The 20,481-nt window shown below is 65.1% G+C and carries 16 protein-coding genes; 12 read left to right on the forward strand and 4 right to left on the reverse strand.

Annotation, left to right across the window (positions count from 1 at the left end):
* The first annotated feature begins 62 nt into the window (after window positions 1–62).
* Together MRB47_RS11290 and MRB47_RS11295 are read left to right on the forward strand one after the other, a co-directional pair.
* Window positions 63–1,355: a site-specific integrase gene (locus MRB47_RS11290; protein WP_252100737.1), complete on the forward strand. Its 1,293-nt coding sequence runs from the start codon at window positions 63–65 to the stop codon at window positions 1,353–1,355.
* Window positions 1,356–1,361: 6 nt separating this feature from the next.
* Window positions 1,362–4,364, forward strand: a complete 3,003-nt coding sequence (locus MRB47_RS11295) for a Tn3 family transposase (protein ID WP_252100738.1) — start codon at window positions 1,362–1,364, stop codon at window positions 4,362–4,364.
* A gap of 185 nt (window positions 4,365–4,549) precedes the next feature.
* Here the strand turns inward: MRB47_RS11295 and MRB47_RS11300 are convergent, their stop codons facing one another.
* A complete protein-coding gene (locus MRB47_RS11300) occupies window positions 4,550–5,089 on the reverse strand; it encodes an OmpA family protein (protein ID WP_015913400.1) in 540 nt (179 codons plus the stop codon).
* A 62-nt stretch (window positions 5,090–5,151) separates the two neighbouring features.
* Here MRB47_RS11300 and MRB47_RS11305 point away from each other — a divergent pair, with 62 nt between their 5' ends.
* The 3 genes from MRB47_RS11305 to pdxH are packed head-to-tail and all read left to right on the forward strand — an operon-like array spanning window position 5,152 to window position 6,998.
* Complete coding sequence (locus tag MRB47_RS11305) at window positions 5,152–5,745, forward strand: gamma-glutamylcyclotransferase (RefSeq protein ID WP_015913401.1); 594 nt, start codon at window positions 5,152–5,154, stop codon at window positions 5,743–5,745.
* 33 nt (window positions 5,746–5,778) lie between these two features.
* Window positions 5,779–6,306, forward strand: coding sequence for a superoxide dismutase family protein (locus MRB47_RS11310; protein ID WP_252100739.1), 528 nt, complete (start codon window positions 5,779–5,781; stop codon window positions 6,304–6,306).
* A gap of 38 nt (window positions 6,307–6,344) precedes the next feature.
* Window positions 6,345–6,998: a pyridoxamine 5'-phosphate oxidase gene (gene pdxH, locus MRB47_RS11315; protein ID WP_252100740.1), complete on the forward strand. Its 654-nt coding sequence runs from the start codon at window positions 6,345–6,347 to the stop codon at window positions 6,996–6,998.
* A gap of 44 nt (window positions 6,999–7,042) precedes the next feature.
* Here pdxH and MRB47_RS11320 read toward each other — a convergent pair whose 3' ends face one another.
* Window positions 7,043–7,996 carry an AEC family transporter gene (locus MRB47_RS11320; RefSeq protein WP_103737690.1) on the reverse strand — a complete coding sequence of 318 codons (954 nt, stop codon included), beginning with the start codon at window positions 7,994–7,996 and terminating at the stop codon, window positions 7,043–7,045.
* Between the two features lie 225 nt (window positions 7,997–8,221).
* On the opposite strand from MRB47_RS11320, the gene dusA reads away from it, so the two are divergent.
* A complete protein-coding gene (gene dusA, locus MRB47_RS11325) occupies window positions 8,222–9,286 on the forward strand; it encodes a tRNA dihydrouridine(20/20a) synthase DusA (protein ID WP_411275688.1) in 1,065 nt (354 codons plus the stop codon).
* Here the strand turns inward: dusA and MRB47_RS11330 are convergent.
* Window positions 9,276–11,915, reverse strand: a complete 2,640-nt coding sequence (locus MRB47_RS11330) for an EAL domain-containing protein (protein ID WP_252100742.1) — start codon at window positions 11,913–11,915, stop codon at window positions 9,276–9,278. The two genes, dusA and MRB47_RS11330, sit on opposite strands and share 11 nt — an antisense overlap.
* Window positions 11,916–12,224: 309 nt before the next feature.
* Here MRB47_RS11330 and MRB47_RS11335 point away from each other — a divergent pair, with 309 nt between their 5' ends.
* The 3 genes from MRB47_RS11335 to MRB47_RS11345 all read left to right on the forward strand — a co-directional run bounded on the left by MRB47_RS11335 (window position 12,225) and on the right by MRB47_RS11345 (window position 15,419).
* On the forward strand, window positions 12,225–13,295 hold the full coding sequence (locus MRB47_RS11335; RefSeq protein WP_252100743.1) for a GTP pyrophosphokinase family protein: 1,071 nt from the start codon (window positions 12,225–12,227) through the stop codon (window positions 13,293–13,295).
* A 169-nt stretch (window positions 13,296–13,464) separates the two neighbouring features.
* Window positions 13,465–14,772, forward strand: a complete 1,308-nt coding sequence (locus tag MRB47_RS11340) for a polyhydroxyalkanoate depolymerase (RefSeq protein ID WP_088886626.1) — start codon at window positions 13,465–13,467, stop codon at window positions 14,770–14,772.
* An 8-nt stretch (window positions 14,773–14,780) separates the two neighbouring features.
* A complete protein-coding gene (locus tag MRB47_RS11345) occupies window positions 14,781–15,419 on the forward strand; it encodes an RnfABCDGE type electron transport complex subunit B (protein WP_252100744.1) in 639 nt (212 codons plus the stop codon).
* An 82-nt stretch (window positions 15,420–15,501) separates the two neighbouring features.
* Here MRB47_RS11345 and MRB47_RS11350 read toward each other — a convergent pair whose 3' ends face one another.
* On the reverse strand, window positions 15,502–17,004 hold the full coding sequence (locus MRB47_RS11350; RefSeq protein ID WP_252100745.1) for a methyl-accepting chemotaxis protein: 1,503 nt from the start codon (window positions 17,002–17,004) through the stop codon (window positions 15,502–15,504).
* Window positions 17,005–17,185: 181 nt separating this feature from the next.
* Here MRB47_RS11350 and dapC point away from each other — a divergent pair, with 181 nt between their 5' ends.
* From dapC to MRB47_RS11365, 3 genes are read left to right on the forward strand one after another with little or no spacing between them, the layout of a single operon-like run.
* A complete protein-coding gene (dapC, locus tag MRB47_RS11355) occupies window positions 17,186–18,388 on the forward strand; it encodes a succinyldiaminopimelate transaminase (protein WP_252100746.1) in 1,203 nt (400 codons plus the stop codon).
* An 8-nt stretch (window positions 18,389–18,396) separates the two neighbouring features.
* The gene (dapD, locus tag MRB47_RS11360; protein ID WP_252100747.1) at window positions 18,397–19,221 is read left to right on the forward strand and encodes a 2,3,4,5-tetrahydropyridine-2,6-dicarboxylate N-succinyltransferase; all 825 of its coding nucleotides are present in this window, start codon (window positions 18,397–18,399) and stop codon (window positions 19,219–19,221) included.
* A gap of 56 nt (window positions 19,222–19,277) precedes the next feature.
* A complete protein-coding gene (locus MRB47_RS11365) occupies window positions 19,278–20,441 on the forward strand; it encodes a PilT/PilU family type 4a pilus ATPase (protein ID WP_088886622.1) in 1,164 nt (387 codons plus the stop codon).
* Window positions 20,442–20,481 lie beyond the last annotated feature (40 nt).

A 20,481-nucleotide genomic window follows, 5' to 3' on the forward strand; every position in this document is an offset into this window, starting at 1 on the left:
TGGTGTGGCAGTGATCACAAGTACGTTTCAATATCAGGAGATACGGTGAAAAGGGTTTAGTGATGGGCCAAGTCGATCTCTACCTTGATGCAGCCGAGCGGGACAATACCCGACGCAGCTATGCCTCGGCCATTCGCCATTTTGAGATCGAGTGGCGCGGCCTTCTGCCGGCGACGATTGACTCGATCGCCCGGTATCTGGCTGAGCATGCCGAATCCTTGACTCTGAACACCCTCAAGCACCGCTTGGCCGCCTTGTCGCGCTGGCATCAGGAACACGGCTTCCCCGACCCGACCAAGGCTGCCAAAATTCGCCAAGTTCTTAAAGGCATCCGAGCGCTGCATCCAGCCCAGGAAAAACGCGCCAAACCATTGGAACTGGAAATCCTGCAGCAGACCAACGACTGGCTGGTGCAGGCGACGGCTGCCGCCGTTGTCCGAGGCGATGCCGGCAGCGCGCTGCGACATACCCGTGACCGGGCCTTGGTGCTGCTCGGATTCTGGAGGGGATTCCGATCCGATGAATTGACCAGTTTGTGCATCGAATTCATCGAGATCAAGCCTGGCGAAGGCATGACATGTTTTCTCCCGCGGAGCAAAGGGGATCGCCAACTGGAAGGGCGAAAGTTTTCCTGCCCGGCACTGTCACGGTTGTGTCCCGTGGAGGCAGTCGAGGATTGGCTGGCCTTGTCCAAACTCAAGGATGGCCCGCTTTTTCGCAAAATTGACCGTTGGGGGCATCTCTCAGGGAGCGGGCTTCTCCCCGGAAGCATCATTCCCATGCTTCGCCAGTTTCTGGCGCGAGCCGGTATTGCTGATGCCGACGCATTCAGCAGCCACTCCCTACGCCGGGGATTTGCGCAGTGGGCCGGTTCGAGCGGCTGGGATATCCGGGAGTTGATGAACTACGTTGGCTGGCGCGATGTTAAAGCCGCAATGCGCTACCTAGATGGCCTCGATGTCGGTCTCAAGTCGCGTTTTGAGCAAGGGCTTGAGCAAGGATTGCAGCCCTCAGTGCCATCTCCATCAAAACCAACTTCCCAATTGCCAGCTCTCCCGGAAGTGGCACTGACGACGATTGAAGTTTCCATCCTGCTAACGTCATTCAACGGAAGTAGCCGAGGCAGAATCAGGGCGCTTCGTGATATCACGGAAAGCTGTCTGGCTCGTTTTCAGGCGCAGCAGATCAATGGCGATGGCAATCTGTATCGGATCGCCGTTCCGACCATCTCGCTGGAAATATTGGACGATCATCTGTACACCTTGCTCGATGAAATCCACCAGATTGCCGATGCCCGTGAATGCTTTCTGGAGGCAGTCTGCCGCGATCCTGCCAGCGGCAGGCACTGGGACTGATGTTGCATGACCCAGCTTCACGAGACCGCCTATCCTCGCCTGAAGGCAGACCCGTCAGCACAGGATCTCGACGAGATTTATACCCTGACGCCCGACGAAATCGCTTTTGTCGACAAGACGGTGAAGCGTCCCGTTGCCCGTTCGGCAGCCTTCATATACCTGAAATTGTTTCAGCGGCTTGGCTACTTCGTCCATATCAGGGATGTGCCAGCGGTGATCCGCCAGCATATTGTGGCCCAAACGGGGTACCGACAGGCAAGGCTTGAGGAACTCCGGCAGTTCGACCGGACAACGACGCGAACAACCTTGATTACTGCGCTACGACGTTATCTGAATGTTCGTCCGCTGAATGATCAAGGTCGTGCCTGGTTACTGCACGTGGCAGAAAGCGCAGCGGACAGCCGGCATGTAGTGGCCGATATCATCAACGTGATGCTTGAAGAGTTGGTGCATCATCGCTATGAGTTGCCCGGATTCTCCACGCTTGATCGGCTGGCCATCCAGGCCCGGGAAAAAATTCACGATGTCCATTTTGCGAGCATTGCCGATCAGCTCGACACCAAAGTAAAAGTCCTGATCGACAACCTCTTCAAGGTCAAATCGGGCGAAACCAGCAGCACTTGGAACCTGCTCAAGAGGGAGCCGAAGAAGCCGACCAACAAGGAAACCCGCTCTTATCTTCAGCATATCCGTCGGCTCCAGTTGCTGGTCGACCAACTGCCTAAACCCGACATTCCCGTTCCGAAACTCAAGCAATACCGCTACATCGCCCGTTCGCTGGATGCGAGTGAAATGGCGGAAATGAAACCGCAGAAGCGCTACGCGCTAGCGGTCATCTACATCCGTTCGCAATTCGCCCAGACGCTCGATGATGCGGCCGACCTGTTCGTACGCATGCTCCAAAACCTGGACAATCAAGCACGCAACAAATTAGGCGAGTACCAACAGGAACACCTCCAGCGGACCGATCGTCTGATCGGCCAGTTGAAAGAGATGTTACTGGCCTATCGGATCGACGGCACGGACCACCAACGGGTGGAGGCCATAGGTGGCAGCCTGATTGCTGAAGTCGACGACCTGGTGGCTATCTGTGACGAGCACATGGCCTACGCTGGACGCAATCACCTGCCATTTCTCATCCAACCCTACAAGATGGTTCGTGCTCAGTTGCTGAACTGCATCGAAATCGTCAACCCGCAAAGCAGCAGCGAAGACGACACCTTGACCCGGATGATGAAAGCGCTGCAGGCGCTACGCGGCACACGGCATGAAGTCGTTCCGTTGTCGTTGGTCGGGCTGGATGCCAAAGATGATTTTCTGTGGCTGCCTACGGTCTGGCGAAAACTCGTCATATCTGAACGCACCGACGGTCAGGTCGTTGCCATCAACCGCCGTTACTTCGAACTGGCGGTCCTGTACGCGATCCGCGATGAACTGAAATCGGGCGATCTGTTTATCCAGCATGGCGAACGTTACGACGACTACCGGGAGCAACTGGTTGATGACGACACACTGAATCGCGAATTGGGCCAGTATGGTCAGGTCACCGGTGTCGAAACAAATTCCAGGGCCTTTACCGAGTCCTTGAAGGCGACTTTGCTGGAGACGGCTGAGGCTGTCGATGCCGAATTTCCCGAAAATGCCTATGCCGAAATCGTCGATGGCAGGCTGATCCTGAAGAAACCGCCAGCCAGCGAACCGCCGCCCGGCATCAGGGCAATCGACCAGTTGATCACCGAGCACATGGAGAACATCAGTATCGTCGACGTACTGATCGATACGGAGCGCTGGTTGCAATTGCACAAGTTGTTTCGGCCTTTGATGGGAACCGAAAGCCGGATCGAGGAATTGCGGCCACGAGTGATCAGCACCTTGTTCTGTTATGGCTGCAACCTCGGGCCGACCCAGACGACGCGCTCAATTCGGGGTATGAGCCGCAAGCAGATCGCCTGGCTCAACATCAAGTACGTGACGGAAGATGTGCTGGAAAAAGCCATCGTCAAGGTCATAAATGCCTACAACAAATTCGAATTGCCTGGCTACTGGGGATCAGGCAAGCATGCCTCGGCCGACGGCACGAAATGGAACCTCTACGAGCAGAACCTGATTTCCGAACATCACATCCGCTACGGCGGCTATGGCGGTATCGGTTACTACCATGTGTCCGACAAGTTCATTGCGCTGTTCAGCCACTTCATTTCCTGCGGCACCTACGAGGGCACCCACATCCTTGACGGGCTAATGACCAACACCTCGGATATCCGGCCGGACACCATCCATGGCGACACCCAGGCCCAGAGCTACACGGTGTTTGCACTTTCCCATCTATTAGGCATCAAACTGATGCCGCGCATCCGTGGCATCAAGGATCTGGTGTTCCATCGGCCCGACAGCAACAAGAAATTTGCGCATATCGACCGGCTTTTCAGCGACGACATCAACTGGCAGATGATCGAGACCCATTTGCCGGACATGCTGCGTGTGGCAGTTTCCATCAAGCTCGGAAAAATTTCCGCCTCGGCCATCCTGCGTCGCTTGGGAACTTACAGTCGAAAGAACAAGCTGTATTTCGCCTTCAAGGAACTCGGCAAAGTAATCCGAACCATGTTCCTGCTGAAATACGTTGGCGACGTCGAACTTCGCCGACTCATCCACGCGGAAACCAATAAGTCAGAGCAATTCAATGGCTTCGAGAAAAAACTATTCTTCGGTGGAGAAGGGGTGATTGCCGAAAACCTCCGCCATGAACAGCGCAAAATCATCAAATATAACCATCTTGTCGCCAACTTGGTCATCTTGCACAACGTGGTGGGGATGAGCCGGGTGCTGAAGCAAATCCAGGCTGAAGGGACTGTGATCAACCAGGAGGTTCTGGCTGGACTGGCTCCGTACCGATTGGAGCATATCAATCGTTTCGGCGACTACGTTTTGGATTTCCGGCGCAAGGTTGATGCACTGGATGAGGGATTCCGAATACTGGAGATCGAATCGCCAAGCCAAACCGAGTGACCAAGTGAGAGCAGATCGGCGAAGCTGGTTTTCGCATCAGCCAAGAAATTTTCTTTTTAGGAACAACTCGCTAAGCGGTTTTTTTGAGGATTTCACACGATTCCCGGCCAACCCTCAATATGTAGCACGCCAGACACAAAAAAGCCCGGCATTACCGGGCTTTCGCAGGCTTGGCGCATCCAGGCTCAGGGAGCCAGAATCACCTCCACGCGGCGCGCCTCGGCATTGCTGCCGCTGCCCTGCGTGGCTTCGGGCTTCTTCAGCTCCACCTTCTCTTCGGCCACACCCAGGGCCTTCAGGGCGTCGCGCACGGCCAGCGCGCGCTGCTTGGCCAGCTCGGCGTTCACGGCCGCGTCGCCCGTGGCGTCATGGAAGCCCGACACCACCGCGGTCTTGCCGCCGTCCACCACGCCCTTGACCACGTCGCCCAGCGCTTCGTTGGCGCCCGGGGCCAGCTCGGCCTTGCCGGTGGCGAAGAAGAACTTCACCACACCGCCCTCCACCACCACGCTGGCGGCGTCCTCGGTGATCATGATCACCACGCCGGGCGCGGCTGCCTCAGCCGCAGGGGCCACGGCGGCGGCCGGCGCCTTGGGGGCGTGGGCAATGCCACGCTTGTAGACCACCACGCCCACGACGGTGGAGACCACCAGCGCGATCAGCGCAAAGAGGAACCCGAGTGCGAAGCGTTGCTGGCTGTCGTCGTCGGAGCTGTTGAAGGACATGTTGAGAACTCCCGTGAATAATCGGTGCGTTGGACAAAACCCATCGATTGTAGAGTCTCGCCATGCCGCCGCTTGCCGCTCCCCTGCGTGACCCCGCCCCCATGCTCGACCGCGCGCTGCATGAATGGGGCGGGCGGGACGACCTGTGGATCTTTGGCTATGGCTCGCTGATCTGGCGGCCCGACTTTGCCTACGCCGAGCGGCGCGCGGCCACGGTGCACGGCTGGCACCGGGCTTTGAAGATGTGGAGCCGCGTGAATCGCGGCACGCCCGAATGCCCGGGCCTGGTGTTCGGCATGCTGTCGGGCGGCAGTTGCCGCGGCATGGTGTTCCGCGTGGACCACAGCCACGCGCGCCAGGTCATGGTCAACCTGTGGCAGCGCGAGATGGTCCTGGGCGTATACGACCCGCGCTGGCTCAACTGCCGCACGCCCCAGGGTGCGGTGCGCGCGCTGGCGTTCACGCTGTCGCGCAAGAGCCCCAGCCACACGGGTGTGTTGGCGGACGAGGAATACCGCCGCATCTTCGCGCAGGCCAGCGGCATCTACGGCACCACGCGCGACTACGCCGAGGCCACGCACGCCGAGCTGCAACGCATGGGCATTCACGACCGGGCGCTCTCGCGTCTGATTGCGTTGGCGCGCGAACCGCGTTAGCTTGGCGGTTTTCAACCCTCCTGGAGAAATCGCATGTCCCTTCGCTACCTCCCCACGGCCGCGGCCCTGGCGGCTGCCGTCGCACTCGCCGGCTGCGCATCCATGTCCAGCGCGCCCTCGGCCACCGCCCGGCTGGAGCCTACGCGCGGCAACAGCACCCAGGGCACGGTGCGCTTCGTGCAGAGCGGTGATGCGGTGCGCGTCAGCGGCACGGTCAGCGGGCTCAAGCCGGGGGCGGAGCACGGCTTTCACATCCATGAGAAAGGCGACTGCTCCAGCGGGGACGGCAACAGCGCGGGCGGCCATTTCAATCCCATGGGCACACCGCATGGCCAACACGGCAAGGGACCGCACCACACCGGCGACCTGCCCAGCCTGCGCGCGGACGGCAACGGCGTGGCCACCTTCAACTTCGAGTCGCGCAGCATTCGCGTGGGCTCCGGCGCCACCGACATCGTAGGTCGCGGCCTGATCGTGCATGCCAACCCCGACGACTACGTCACCCAACCCACCGGCAACGCGGGCGCGCGCCTGGCGTGCGCGGTGATCGCCGGTCGCTGATCGTGCAGGGCTCGGCGCCCTGCGGGCACAATCCCCGCATGAGCCACAGCCCTCTTTCCTCCTCCATCGCCGACCTGCGCAAGAGCTACGAGCGCGCCGAGCTCAGCGAGGACGCCTCCCACGCCGATCCCTTGCTGCAGTTCGACCAATGGCTGCGCGAAGCCATCGCTGCCCAGGTGCCCGAGCCCAACGCCATGACCGTGGCCACCGTGGGCAGCGACCTGCGTCCCAGCACCCGGGTGGTGCTCATCAAGGGCTATGACGCACGCGGCATCGTCTGGTACACCAACTACGACAGCCGCAAGGGCCGCCAGCTGGCCGGCAACCCCTATGCCGCGCTGCAATTCCACTGGGTGGAGCTGGAGCGCGTGGTGCGCATCGAGGGCGTCGTGGAAAAGGTGAGCGACGAGGAAAGCGACACCTATTTCCACAGCCGCCCGCTGGACTCGCGCATCGGCGCCTGGGCAAGTCCGCAAAGCCAGGTCATCCCCAGCCGGGGTGTGCTGGTGGCCAACGCCGCCAAGTATGGCGCGCAGTTCCTGCTCAAGCCGCCCCGCCCGCCGCACTGGGGGGGCTTTCGCCTGCGGCCGGATCAGTGGGAGTTCTGGCAGGGCCGCAAGAGCCGCCTGCACGACCGGTTGCGCTACCGCCTGGAGGACGGCGCGTGGGAGCGCGAGCGGCTGGCGCCGTAAGCGCCCGGAAGACGCCCTGCTCCACGCGCGTCTTCAACGCATGTTCAATGCATGAAGAACTGCGCCAACACCAGCACCACCGGCAGCGTGATCAGCGCCAGCGCGGTGGACAGCGCGATGGCCGAGGACACCTCCTCCTGCATCACGCCATAGCGCTGCGTGAACAACAGCACATTCGCGCCCACCGGCATGGCCGCGGCGGTGAACATCACCGCGATCGCCGGGCCTGACAGCCCCAGCGCCCACGCCAGCGTCCCCAGCGTGGCGGGCAGCGCCAGGTTCTTGATCATCGCCACCCGCAACGCGCCGCGCCAGTGGTTGCCAATGCGTGTGTGCGCCAGCGCAATACCCACCAGCAGCAGCGCCATGGGCCCCAGCGCCGCCGCCAGCACCTGCAGCGGGCGGTCCAGCATCTCGGGCAGCTTCCAGCCCGTCTGCGCGAACAGCAGGCCCGCCAGGATGGGCAGCGGCACCGGGTGCACGATGCTGTTGCGCACGGCCTGCCACACGGTGTGCGCCATGGGGCGCGGCGCTGCACTGCCGGTGCGCTGCTGCTCGCGCGCCTCGGCCAGCTCGAACACCATGGTGGCCGCCGTCAGCAGCACCAGCGAATGCAGGGACACCAGCGTGAACAGCGTCACCAGGCCCTGCGGCCCATACACCAGACCCATGAGCGGCGCGCCGATCATCACCAGATTGCTGAAGGTGTGCGCCAGCGCCCGCGCCGCCGCGGCCGTGGAGAACCGGCTGAACGCCAGCGTCAGCCCGAACAGCAGCGCCGCCGCGCTGAAGTACAGCAGCACGGGCTGAAAGTCCAGCTCTTGGAGCCGCACATTGCCCATGGTGCGAAACAGCAGCGCGGGCGTGAGCACCAGGAACACGATGTTGGACAGATCTGGCACCGCCGTGGCGCGCACCCAGCCCACGCGGGCGGTGAAGTAGCCGATGCCGATGCACAGAATGACGGGAACCAGGGGAACGAGGATCGAGGACAGCAAGGTGGGCAGAGGGTCGAGGTGCCGGCGCGGCGCCGGGCGGCAAGTGTAGGGCCTGGGGATGCGGCGCGCTTGCACTCATGAATTAATAGCTGCCAGCGCTTGATGGACAAGCGCTGGAGGCCAAAAACGCCCTAAATCCCTTGCAACTGTGGCCCGGCACCGGACCTGGGACAATATTGGCCCCGGCCTCGCTCCCTTGTCCCCCAGACCGCCCCGTCCTTCACCGTGCACGCTACGCCCTCCTCCATCGCCCACAGTCCCTGGCGCATGTCCGTCGCACCGATGATGGACTGGACCGACAGGCACTGCCGCTACCTGCACCGCCTGCTGTCGCGCCACACGCTGCTCTACACCGAGATGGTGACCACCGGTGCGCTGGTGCACGGCGACGTGCAGCGCCATCTGCGCTTTGACGCGGCCGAGCACCCCGTGGCGCTGCAGTTGGGCGGCAGCGAGCCGGCCGACCTGGCGCACTGCGCCCGTCTGGGCGAGCAGTGGGGCTATGACGAGATCAACCTCAACTGCGGCTGCCCCAGCGAGCGTGTGCAGCGCGGCGCTTTCGGCGCCTGCCTGATGAACGAGCCGCAACTGGTCGCCGACTGCGTGAAAGCCATGGTGGACGTGGTTCAGGTCCCGGTCACCGTCAAGCACCGCATCGGGATCGACCAGAACGAAGACTACGGTTTCGTGCGCGACTTCGTGGGCGTGGTGGCCGACGCGGGCTGCCGCGTGTTCATCGTGCATGCGCGCAATGCGTGGCTGAAGGGCCTGTCGCCCAAGGAGAACCGCGAGATTCCCCCGCTGCGCTACGACGTCGCGGCCCGGCTGAAAGCCGACTTCCCGCACCTGACCATCGCCATCAACGGGGGCTTTCAGACCGACGCCGCGGTGCTGGAGGAGCTGGCCCGGGTGGATGGCGTGATGGTGGGCCGCGAGGCCTACCACAACCCCTGGTGGCTGGCGCGCTGGGACGAGCAGTTCTTTGGCGCCGCGCCCGCCGCGCTCACGCGCGAGCAGGTCGAGGAAGACATGGTGACCTACATGGAGCGCGAAGCCACCGCGCACGGCACGCACTGGTATGCGGTGGCGCGCCACATGCTGGGCCTGCGCAACGGACTGCCCGGCGCGCGACGCTGGCGCCAGGTGTGGAGCGACCACCGCTTGAAACACCTGCCCGCGCGCGAAGTGATGGCCCTGGCGCGCACCAAGCCGGGCGCCACCGCGCCCGATGCACTGCGCGCAAGCGCCGTGCAAGCCGGCGCCCTGCCAACGGAGCCGCTCAGCCTTTGAGGCCCGCCAGCCAGTCCCGCAGCGGCTGCGGCAGCCCGAACAGATAGCCCTGCAGGCCATGGCAGTGGTGGGCGATGAGGAAGTCCGCCTGCTGCCGCGTCTCCACCCCCTCGGCCACCACGCGCAGGCGCAAGTGGCGCGCGACCGAAAGAATGGCCTGCACGATCGCCGCATCGTTCGCGTCGGAGGGCGCGTCCTGTACGAAGCTGCGGTCGATCTTGAGTTCGTACAGCGGCAGGCGCTTCAGATACGCCAGGCTGGAGTAGCCGGTGCCGAAGTCATCGATGGAAAAGCGCACGCCCAGCGCCACCAGCTCGTGCATGCGCCGGGCGGTGTCCTGCCAGTTCTCCACCAGCAAGCTTTCCGTGACCTCCAGCGTGAGCAGCGCCGCGGGCGCGCCCGTGCTGTGCAGCGCCGCGCGCACCTGCTCCACGAAGTCCGCCTGACGGAACTGGCGGGGGCTGACATTGACCGAGATCGACAGCGCCCGGCCCTGCTGGTGCAGTTCGGCCAGCGTGGCGCAGGCCTGCTGGATGACACGCGCACCCATGCGCACGATCAACCCCGCCTGTTCCGCCACCGGGATGAACTGCGCCGGCGGCACGAAGCCGCGCTGCGGATGCGGCCAGCGCAGCAGCAGCTCCGCGCCGATGAGCTGGCCGGCGGCATCCACCTGCGGCTGCGCATAGGTCAGCAGCGCGTCGTTGTCGACCGCGCTCTTGAGGTCCTGCAGCAGCGCCAGGCGCTCCTGCGCTGCGGCGTGCATGTCCTGCTCAAAGAAGCACACCTGGTTGCGCCCCCGGTCCTTGGCACAGAACATGGCCGTGTCGGCCTCGCGCAGCAGGTCTTCCACGCCCTCACCGTTCTTGGGAAACAGCGTCACGCCGATGCTGCCGGTACTGCCGTAGTGCACCCCGCCCAGGTCATAGGGCGCATCCAGGCATTCGCGCAGCTGCTGGGCGCGCCGGCAGGCCTGCTCACGCGCAACGGAAGGGCCGTCGCCCAGCCGCGGCACCAGCATGACGAATTCGTCGCTCCCCAGCCGTGCCACGGTCTCCTGCGGCCCGGCCGCGTCCTGCAGGCGCGCGGCGACCTGCACCAGCAGCCCGTCGCCTACACCGTGGCCGCGCGCGTCGTTGATCTCCTTGAAGTTGTCCAGGTCGATGTAGAACAGCGCGCCCATGCCCCCCTGCTGCTGGGCCGTGACCAGTGCATCCTGCAGGCGCTGCAGCAGCAGGCGGCGGTTGGGCAGGCCGGTGAGCGCGTCGAAATACGCGAGCCGGTACATGGCGGCCTCGGCTTCGTGGCGCCGCGTGACGTCGCGCGACAGCGCGATGAAGTGGCGCTGGCCCGGGCCGGCCCCGGTCTGCGGCGCCCCCCCCTGCTTGCAGGCCACGGATAGCTCGAACCAATGCTGGCTGCCCCCGATGTCCAGGCTGTACTGCCGCCCTTCGGAATAACCGTACTCGGCCGCCTCGTCCAGCGCAGCCATGCATTCGGCGGCGGCAGCGGGCGGCAACACATCCCCCAGCGTGCGCCCCACCAGCGCCTGGGCGCGCGTGCCGATCAGGTCCGCGCGGGCGGACCGGTAGTGGTGGATGCCTCCCTGTGCGTCCACCTCGAACAGTAGATCGGGCACGGCATTGAGTGTGGCTTCCAGCTCATCGCGCGTGCGGCGCAACTCGCGCGTCATCTCGCGGGCCAGCGCCATGGCCCGCTGTCGCGCGTTCACCTGCTGCCCCACGAACCATCCCGCCAGCAGGCTGAAGGCGGCGCCCAGCAGGGCAACCAGATGGTGTGTGGATCCTTCGAAGCGCTGCTCGAATGAGGGCAGCGGGTACAGCACCAGCGTCCAGCGCCTGCCGCCTACGTCGTAGCTGCGCACGGCCTCCAGCCCGCCATTGACCGCGTGGGGTGCATAGTCCGTGCGCGACGCAAACACGAGCACCCCACCTGCCACCGAGGGGCCGTCATGGATGGCCAGCGCAAGGTCGCTGTCCAGCTCGCGCGCCAGGCCCTGGATCACGTCGTCCATGCGAAATGGCGCGGCCACCCAGCCTGCAATGTTCTGGCGGCGCTGGGCCAGAGTGTCCACGGCAGCGTGTCTGGCATACAGCGGCAGGTACATGACCAGGGAGCTGCCGGCATCCCCTTCGCGGCTGCCCAGCGGGCCCGACAGCGCCAGCGTCCCGGAGTCGCGCGCGCGCAGCAGCGCCTCGCGCCGCACCGGCTGCAGCATGGCATCCTGTCCCAATTCCTGCTGGTTTTCCGGCGTTTGGGGTGCGATGTGCGTGATCAACGCCTGCCCCGTGCGCGCCCCGGTGGATTCCGCCACGCGTGACAGCAGCGCCACGCCCTGCAGGCCCGGGCGTGTCTGCGGCAGGTGCAAGGCCTCCACATAGGCCTGGAATTCCTGCTGGTCGATACTGTCGGAGCCTTCGTAGTAGCCCTTGACGCCACGCAACACCATTTCGTAGGCGGCGATGCGGTCCGACAGGTTGGAAACCACGCGGTCCACGGACAAGGCGAAAGCCTGCAGCCGGCGCTCGTCCCGTGCGCGCTCCACACCCTGCCAGACCAGATAGGTGACGGCGAGCAGCAGCAGTGAAAGCACCACTGCTGCAATCATGCCCGGATGCCATGGGGCCCAGTGCTGTGCGAACCCCCTCGGGGCAGCCACCTCTTTATTCATGCGTTTCCTCATGCCCGGATGCCATGGGGCCCAGTGCTGTGCGAACCCCCTCGGGGCAGCCACCTCTTTATTCATGCGTTTCCAAGCGTCGCATAGCGACCGCCGCAACACAATAGGGAAGCGCCAGATTGCCGTGCGCCGCGCGGCCCGTCTGTGGGACGCGGCCTTGTCCTACCCCGCCGAGGGTCACCACAGGCCCTTCCCTGCCCTACCATCCGTGGCTGTCCCTTGACCCCTGCGCCTGCCGTGCCCCTCCCCTCACCCGCGACCCATCTCACCCCTGAGGAGTCCGCGTTCCACGCGTTCTATGCGCAGGAGCGCCCGGCGCTGGACCACGCCTGCGCGTTCTACATGGCGCTGCTGCAGTCGCTGCTGTCGCAGGCGCGCCACATCGACATTGCCAAGATCGAAGGGCGCGTGAAGGACCGCGATGAATGTCTGCGCAAGTTTTCGCGCAAGTACCGCGCGGCGCTGGAGGAAAGCGGGGCCCCCTATGAAATCCGCCCCTACATCACCGACCTGATCGGCGTGCGCGTGGTCTGCCTGTACGAGGACGAGCTGGAGAAGGTGGCGCAGATCGTCCAGTCGCACTTCGACGTGATCGACGTGACCGACAAGGTCAGCGCCCTGGAGGGCACCGAGGCCTCTTTCGGCTACAAGGGCCTGCACCTGGACCTGCGGCTCAACGCCGTGCAGGCCGCCCTGCCCGAGAACGCCGCCTACGCGGCGCAGCCGTTCGAGCTGCAGGTGCGCACCATCATCCAGGACGCGTGGAGCGTGCTGGACCACAAGATCAAGTACAAGAAGTCGATTCCGGCCGAACTCAAGCGCCGCATCAACGTGCTGTCCGCCCTGTTCGAACTGGCGGACCGCGAGTTCCGCCAGATCCGCGATGCCACCGATGCCGAACTGCTCTACGCACCCGACGAGACCACCGAGGCCGAGACCGAAGCCAGCCGAACGCCGGCGCCCGGCAGCGAGCTCAACGCCTTCACGTTCCTGAAGATTGCCCGCCATTTCTTCAAGGACGTGGAGTTCGACGCGCAGAAGGTGGACCTGTTCGTGGACGACATGCGCGCATGGTCACCGGGCATCACGCGTGCCCGCTTCAACACGCTGATGCGTGAAACGATTGCCACCGTCAAGCGCTACAAGCAGTTCTACGAGGCGCAGAACCCCGAGGGCAGCTTCAACCCCTTCACCGTGATCCGCCACTGCCTGTACCTGGGCGACCGGCAGGCGTTTCGCCGCGCGCTGCGCAACAGCTCGCGCGAAGCCTTCGAAGCGTGGTTGCAGGAAAATCCCACCCTGATATAAGTCAAATCGACCTCCAGCGCTTGTCCATCAAGCGCTAACAGCTATCAAAGGTATAGCATCAAGCCCGCCCGCCAATGTCGCGCGCGGGACACTGAATGCGTAGTTGCACGACACGCAAGCAAATGCAACTGCTGATATATTGCACTGCAACATAACTTGGTCCTGCCCCATGCTGTACACCCTCTACGAGACCCAGCGCTCCCTCATGGAGCCCTTCGCCGACCTGGCGCAGGCCGCCGCCAAGTTCTACAGCAACCCGCTGTCGCCGTTCAGCGAGACGCAACTGGCCCATCGCATTTCGGCGGGCTATGAACTGCTGTACCGCCTGGGCAAGGACTACGAGAAACCCGAGTTCGGCATCAGCACCGTGGACGTGGATGGCGTGAGCGTGGCCATCCATGAGCGCGTGGACGTCGACAAGCCGTTCTGCGAACTGCGCCGCTTCAAGCGGTTTTCGGACGACCCGGCCACCTTGCTCAAGCTCAAGGGCCAGCCCGTGGTGCTGATCGTGGCGCCGTTGTCGGGCCACTACGCCACGCTGCTGCGCGACACCGTACGCTCCATGCTGGAGAGCCACAAGGTCTACATCACCGACTGGAAGAACGCGCGCATGGTGCCGCTGCAGGAGGGCGAGTTCCACCTGGACGACTATGTGAACTACGTGCAGGAGTTCATCCGCTACCTGCAGGGCCAATACGGCAACTGCCATGTGATGAGCGTCTGCCAGCCCACCGTGCCGGTACTGGCCGCCGTCTCGCTGATGGCCAGCCGCGGCGAGACCACGCCACTGTCCATGACCATGATGGGCGGCCCCATCGATGCGCGCCGCTCACCCACGGCGGTGAACAACCTGGCCACCCAACGCAGCTTCGAGTGGTTCGAGAACAACGTCATCTACCGCGTACCCAGCAACTTCCCCGGCGCCGGCCGCCGCGTGTACCCGGGCTTTCTGCAGCACACGGGCTTCGTGGCCATGAACCCGGACCGGCACGCCAGCAGCCACTACGATTACTTCAAGAACCTCATCAAGGGCGATGACGCCAGCGCCGAGGCCCACCGCAAGTTCTACGACGAATACAACGCCGTGCTCGACATGGATGCCGACTATTACCTGGAGACCATCAAGACCGTCTTCCAGGATTACAGCCTGGTCAACGGCACCTGGGACGTGCGCTCGCCGGACGGCGCGGTGGAGCGCGTGCGCCCCCAGGACATCACCCAGACCGCGCTGCTGACCATCGAAGGCGAGCTCGACGACATCTCCGGCTCCGGCCAGACCGAGGCGGCGCAGGATCTGTGCACCGGCATCGCCGCGGACCGGCGCAACCACCTTGAGGTGAAGGGCGCCGGCCACTACGGCATTTTCAGCGGCCGCCGCTGGCGCGAGCTGGTCTACCCGCAGGTGCGCGACTTCATCCGTGCCAACCAGTCCGCCCAGCCCACGTCACGCCCCCGCCGCGCACGCAGCGCCGCTTGACGCCGGCCATGACATCCCCCGCAGCGCAGCAGGCGCTTGTTGAGCGCATTGACGCGGCCCTGCCCCAGACCCAGTGCACGCGCTGCGGCTACCCTGACTGCCAGTCCTATGCCCGTGCCATCGCACGGGGCGAGGCCGAGATCAACCAGTGCCCGCCCGGCGGGGCCCAGGGCATTGCACGCCTGGCCGCCATCACTGGCCGGCCCGAGCTGCCGCTGAGCGCGGCCCATGGAACGGAGGTCCCGCGCGCCGTGGCGGTGATCGACGAGAACTGGTGCATCGGCTGCACGCTGTGCCTCAAGGCCTGCCCCACAGACGCCATCCTGGGCATCAACAAGCGCATGCACACCGTGATCGCGCCACACTGCACGGGCTGCGAACTGTGCCTGCCCGCGTGCCCGGTGGATTGCATCCGCATGGAAAATGCCAGCGGCCAGGCCACTGGCTGGGCCGCATGGTCAGCCCCGCAGGCCGAGCAGGCGCGCGTGCGCTACCAGGCGCGGCAAGAGCGGCTGCAGCGCGAGGAGGCGCAGGCCACCGCCCCCGAACCCGCCCCTCCGGCGCCGGACAACGCGCCCGATCCCAAGCGCGCAGCCATTGCCGCGGCACTGGCGCGCGCCCGCGCGCAGCGCGCCGACCGGGGCTGACGCCGCTGCGCCGGCAGCCCTACCGCTCACGACCGCAGCGGGCTATGGCAATACGGGGCGAACCGGCGACAGGCCTGCCGCATCAGGCCGCGAGCGACTTGTAGACGCCGCAGCCCAGATAGACATCTCCCGTGCGCTGCACGTAGGACATCTTGGTTTGCACCGCGCCCGTGGCCGGATTGGTGATGTCGTATTCCACCCAGCCCGGCGCGCGTTCGGCCTGGGCCACGATGGCGCTGACCAGCGCATCCCCGGCAATACCGGGAATGTCCTGCACCCGCGTTCCCACTTTGGCGGGATTGCCGCCAAAGGCCAGGTAGGTGCCGCCCGCATCGAGCGCGAACACGTACATGTCGCGGTCGTGGTAGGGCTGTGCGGGGTCGGTCAACGTGCGCAGAAAGGCCTCGCGCGGCAGGCCGCGCTGCACGGCCGCAGCGCGCTGCACCAGGGCCACGGCCTCCTCGGCCGTACCCTGCTGCAGGCGAAACGCCAGCACCGCCCGGGACAGGGTAGACGCCCGGCTCTCCAGCGCCTGCGCCTCGCGCAGGGCATCGCTCACCATCTGGGCATTGCGCTGCGTGATCTGGTCCAGTTGCTGCACCGCGGTGCTGATCTCGCGCAGACCCGTGCCCTGTTCATTGACCGAGTGGGAGATTTCGCTCACATGCCCGGCCACGCCACGGATGCCTTGCGCCATGGCCGCAATACCCTCACCGGCGGTGCGGATCAGCCCCGCGCTGCCCTCCACCTGCCGCACGGACGTGCCAATGAGGTCGCGGATCTCGCGCGCCGCCTCGGCCGAGCGGCCCGCCAGCGTGCGCACCTCGGCCGCCACCACGGCAAAACCCCGGCCCTGCTCGCCCGCGCGTGCCGCTTCCACGGCGGCATTCAGCGCCAGGATGTTGGTTTGGAAGGCAATGCCGTCGATCACCTGGATGATCTCGCCCATGCGACGGGCATCGTTCTGGATGCCCTGCACCGCCTCCACCGCCCGCGCCATCGCCTGGGTGCCCGCCTCAGCGGCTTGGCGCACCTCGCCGGCGCGCTGATCGGCCACGCCGGCCGCCTGCGCGTTGTTGTTCACGGCGGAAGACAGCTCCTCCACGCTGGCCGCGGTCTGCTCCAGGCTGGCGGCCTGTTGCTCGGTCCGGTCGGCCAGTTCGCGGTTGTCCGCCGCCAGGCTTTGACCCGCGTGCGCCACCAGCGCCGCGTTGCTGCGGATGTCGGCCACCATCGACGAGAGCGTGTACACCATGCGGTTGAGTTGCTCGCCCATGTGCGCCAGTTCATCGCGGCCGCGCACTTCGGCCCGGCTGCACAGGTCGCCCTGCGCCGTACGTTCCATTACGCCGCTCAGCCGCCGCAGGTCGCCCGCCACACTGGCCTGGAAAGCCGTGGCCAGATAGGCGGTGGCCAGCACCGCCACGCCACACACGCCCCACGTGGCGCGCGGCCCCCATCCCCGCACCCCCGCGACGGCCAGCAGTGCCAACACGGCCACGCCTCCCAACAGGGCCAGCTTGGCCGAGAAACGCAGGCGCCGCATGAGTCCCACGCCCGGCCGCAGAATGAATGAAACCGTCATCGCTTTTGTCCCCCTCGCTGGCTGAAATGCGCGCCCTGGCGCGTCGCACTGATGAATTGATGCCATTTGTAACCAAATTCGACGGCTGTGTAGAGCGATCAAACCCTGTAGTTGTTTTTGGGAACGGGTGGCGGGGCCGCGCCCTATGGCGCCCGGCCGCATCCCTGATAATCGCCCCCCTATGAATCCCCTGCTCTCCCTACTGCAGCCCTACCCGTTCGAGCGGCTGCGACAGCTTTTTGCGGGGGTGACGCCCTCGGCCGCTCACCGCGCCATCAGCCTGGGCATCGGCGAGCCACGCCATGCAACGCCGCCGTTCATCCAGGAGGCCCTGGCCGCCAACCTGGCAGGCCTGGCCAGCTACCCCTCCACCGCCGGTGACCCCAGCCTGCGCGAAGCCTGTGCCGGCTGGATGCAGCGGCGCTACCGTATTCCCGTCAACCCCGCCACGCAGGTGCTGCCGGTGAACGGTTCGCGCGAGGCGTTGTTCGCATTCGCGCAAACCGTGGTGGACCCCACCCGCGCGGGCGCCACCGTGGTGTGCCCCAACCCGTTCTACCAAATCTATGAAGGCGCCACGCTGCTGGCCGGCGCCACGCCGTACTACGCCCCGAGCGATCCAGCCCGCAACTTTGCCGTGGACTGGGACAGCGTGCCCGAGGACGTATGGCAGCGCACGCAACTGCTCTTCGTGTGCTCGCCCGGCAACCCCACGGGCGCCGTGATGCCCCTGCCCGAGTGGGAGAAGCTCTTCGCGCTGAGCGACCGTTACGGTTTCGTGATCGCCTCAGACGAGTGCTACAGCGAAATCTACTTCCGCGACGAGCCACCACTGGGCGGCCTGGAGGCTGCAGCCAAGCTCGGACGCAGCGACTACCGCAACCTGATCGCCTTCACCAGCCTGTCCAAGCGCAGCAACGTGCCGGGCCTGCGCAGCGGCTTCGTGGCGGGCGACGCGGCACTCATCAAGGCGTTTTTGCTGTACCGCACCTACCACGGCAGTGCCATGGGGCCCGCCGTGCAGGCCGCCAGCGTGGCTGCCTGGAACGATGAGGTGCACGTGGAAGAAAACCGCGCCCTTTACCGCCAGAAGTTCGCCCAGGTCACGCCCATGCTCGCCGAGGTGATGGACGTGCGCCTGCCCGACGCGGGTTTCTACCTCTGGGCCAAGGTGCCCGACGCCCTGCGCATGAGCGATGCGGAGTTCGCCCAGGCCCTGCTGGCTCAATACAATGTCACGGTATTGCCGGGCAGCTATCTCGCCCGCGATTCCGGTGGCGCCAACCCCGGCGCCCAGCGCGTGCGCATGGCCCTTGTGGCCGAGACCGCAGAATGCGCCGAAGCGGCCTCGCGCATCGTGCAATTCATCCAATCCCGTACGTGATTCCATCCATGACCCAACAATTGCATACCCTGATCGACAACGCCTGGGACAACCGCGCCAGCCTCTCGCCCTCCGCCGCGCCCAAGGAAGTGGTGGACGCCGTCGAGCATGTGATCGCCGAGCTCAACAACGGCACGCTGCGCGTAGCCACGCGCGAGGGCGTGGGCCAGTGGACCGTGCACCAGTGGATCAAGAAGGCCGTGCTGCTGTCGTTCCGCCTGAAGGACAACGAGCTCATGAAGGCCGGGGACCTGGGCTTCTTCGACAAGGTGCCCACCAAGTTCGCCCACCTGTCCGCCGACGAGATGGCCGCCACCGGCGTGCGCGTGGTGCCGCCGGCCGTGGCGCGCCGCGGCAGCTTCATCGCCAAGGGTGCGATCCTGATGCCCAGCTACGTGAACATCGGCGCCTATGTGGACGAAGGCACCATGGTGGACACCTGGGCCACCGTGGGCTCGTGCGCGCAGGTCGGAAAGAACGTGCACCTGTCCGGCGGCGTGGGGCTGGGCGGCGTGCTCGAGCCCCTGCAGGCCAACCCGACCATCATCGAGGACAACTGCTTCATCGGCGCGCGCTCCGAAGTCGTCGAGGGCGTGATCGTCGAAGAGAACTCGGTCATCAGCATGGGCGTGTACATCGGTCAGAGCACGCCGATCTACGACCGCACCACGGGCGAGATCACCTACGGCCGCGTGCCCGCTGGCTCGGTGGTGGTCAGCGGCAACCTGCCCAAGGACGGTGGCCGCTACAGCATGTACGCGGCCATCATCGTCAAGAAGGTGGACGCCAAGACCCGCTCCACCACCAGCCTGAACGATCTGCTGCGCGACTGAAGCTACGCCGCACCGGCACTGCACGCATACATAACCAGCACTGAGAGGGAACCAGCATGAGCACGATGGAGCGGATTCTGCGCCTGATGGCCGACAAGAAGGCATCCGATGTCTACCTGTCGGCCAACGCACCGGCGCTGATCAAGATCAACGGCGAATGCGTGCCGATCAACAGCCAGATCCTGCCGCCTGACGCGCCCAAGAACCTGCTGTCCGAGATCGTCCCCCCCGACCGCATCGAAGAGCTGGAAGAGACCGGTGAGCTCAACATGGGTGTGCCGCTCACCGGCGTAGGGCGCTTTCGCGTCAGCGCGATGCGCCAGCGCGGCACCTATGCGGTGGTGATCCGCTTCATCACGCAGAACATCCCGCAGTTGTCCACGCTGCACCTGCCGCCGGTGCTCAGCGAGCTGATCATGGAAAAGCGCGGCCTGATCCTGCTCGTGGGCGCCACGGGCTCGGGCAAGAGCACGACGCTGGCGGCGATGCTGGACGCGCGCAACGAGTCCATGACCGGCCACATCCTCACGGTGGAGGACCCGGTCGAATACCAGTTCAAGAACAAGAAGTCCATCGTCAACCAGCGGGAGATCGGCAGCGACACCCAGTCGCTGCAGACCGCGCTCAAGAACGCGCTGCGACAGGCGCCCGACGTGATCCTGATCGGCGAAATCCGCGACCGCGAGACCATGTCCGCCGCCATCGCCTACGCCCAGTCGGGCCACCTGTGCCTGGCCACGCTGCACGGCAACAACAGCTACCACGCCCTCAACCGCATCCTGTCGTTCTACCCCGTGGAGGTGCGCCCCACGATGCTGGGCGACCTGGCGTCCGCGCTCAAGGCCATCATCTCGCAGCGCCTGGTACGCACTACGACCGGCGATCGCGTGCCCGCAGCGGAGGTCATGCTCAACACCAAGCTGGTGGCCGAGCTGGTGGAAAAGGGCGACTTCTCGGGGATCCGCGAGGCCATGGAAAAATCCATGGCCGAAGGCTCGCAGACCTTCGAGGAAGCGCTGGCCCACCTGATCCTGGAGGGCAAGATCGACCGCAAGGAAGGCCTGGCCTACGCCGATTCCCCCACCAACCTCATGTGGCGCCTGCAAAACGACTTCTCGGCTGCCGCGAAGTCGGCACGCGCCGTCAACGATGCCGGCCAACAGTCCGAGGACGATGCCCCCTCGTTCACCGAGATCGTGCTGGACGTCAAGCCCGCCTGAGCCCGTTTCGCGGCCGCTGCACGGCAGTGCGCCGCCTGTA

Source organism: Diaphorobacter sp. LI3, assembly GCF_022807955.1.
GTDB classification, from domain to species: Bacteria; Pseudomonadota; Gammaproteobacteria; order Burkholderiales; family Burkholderiaceae_C; genus Diaphorobacter; species Diaphorobacter nitroreducens.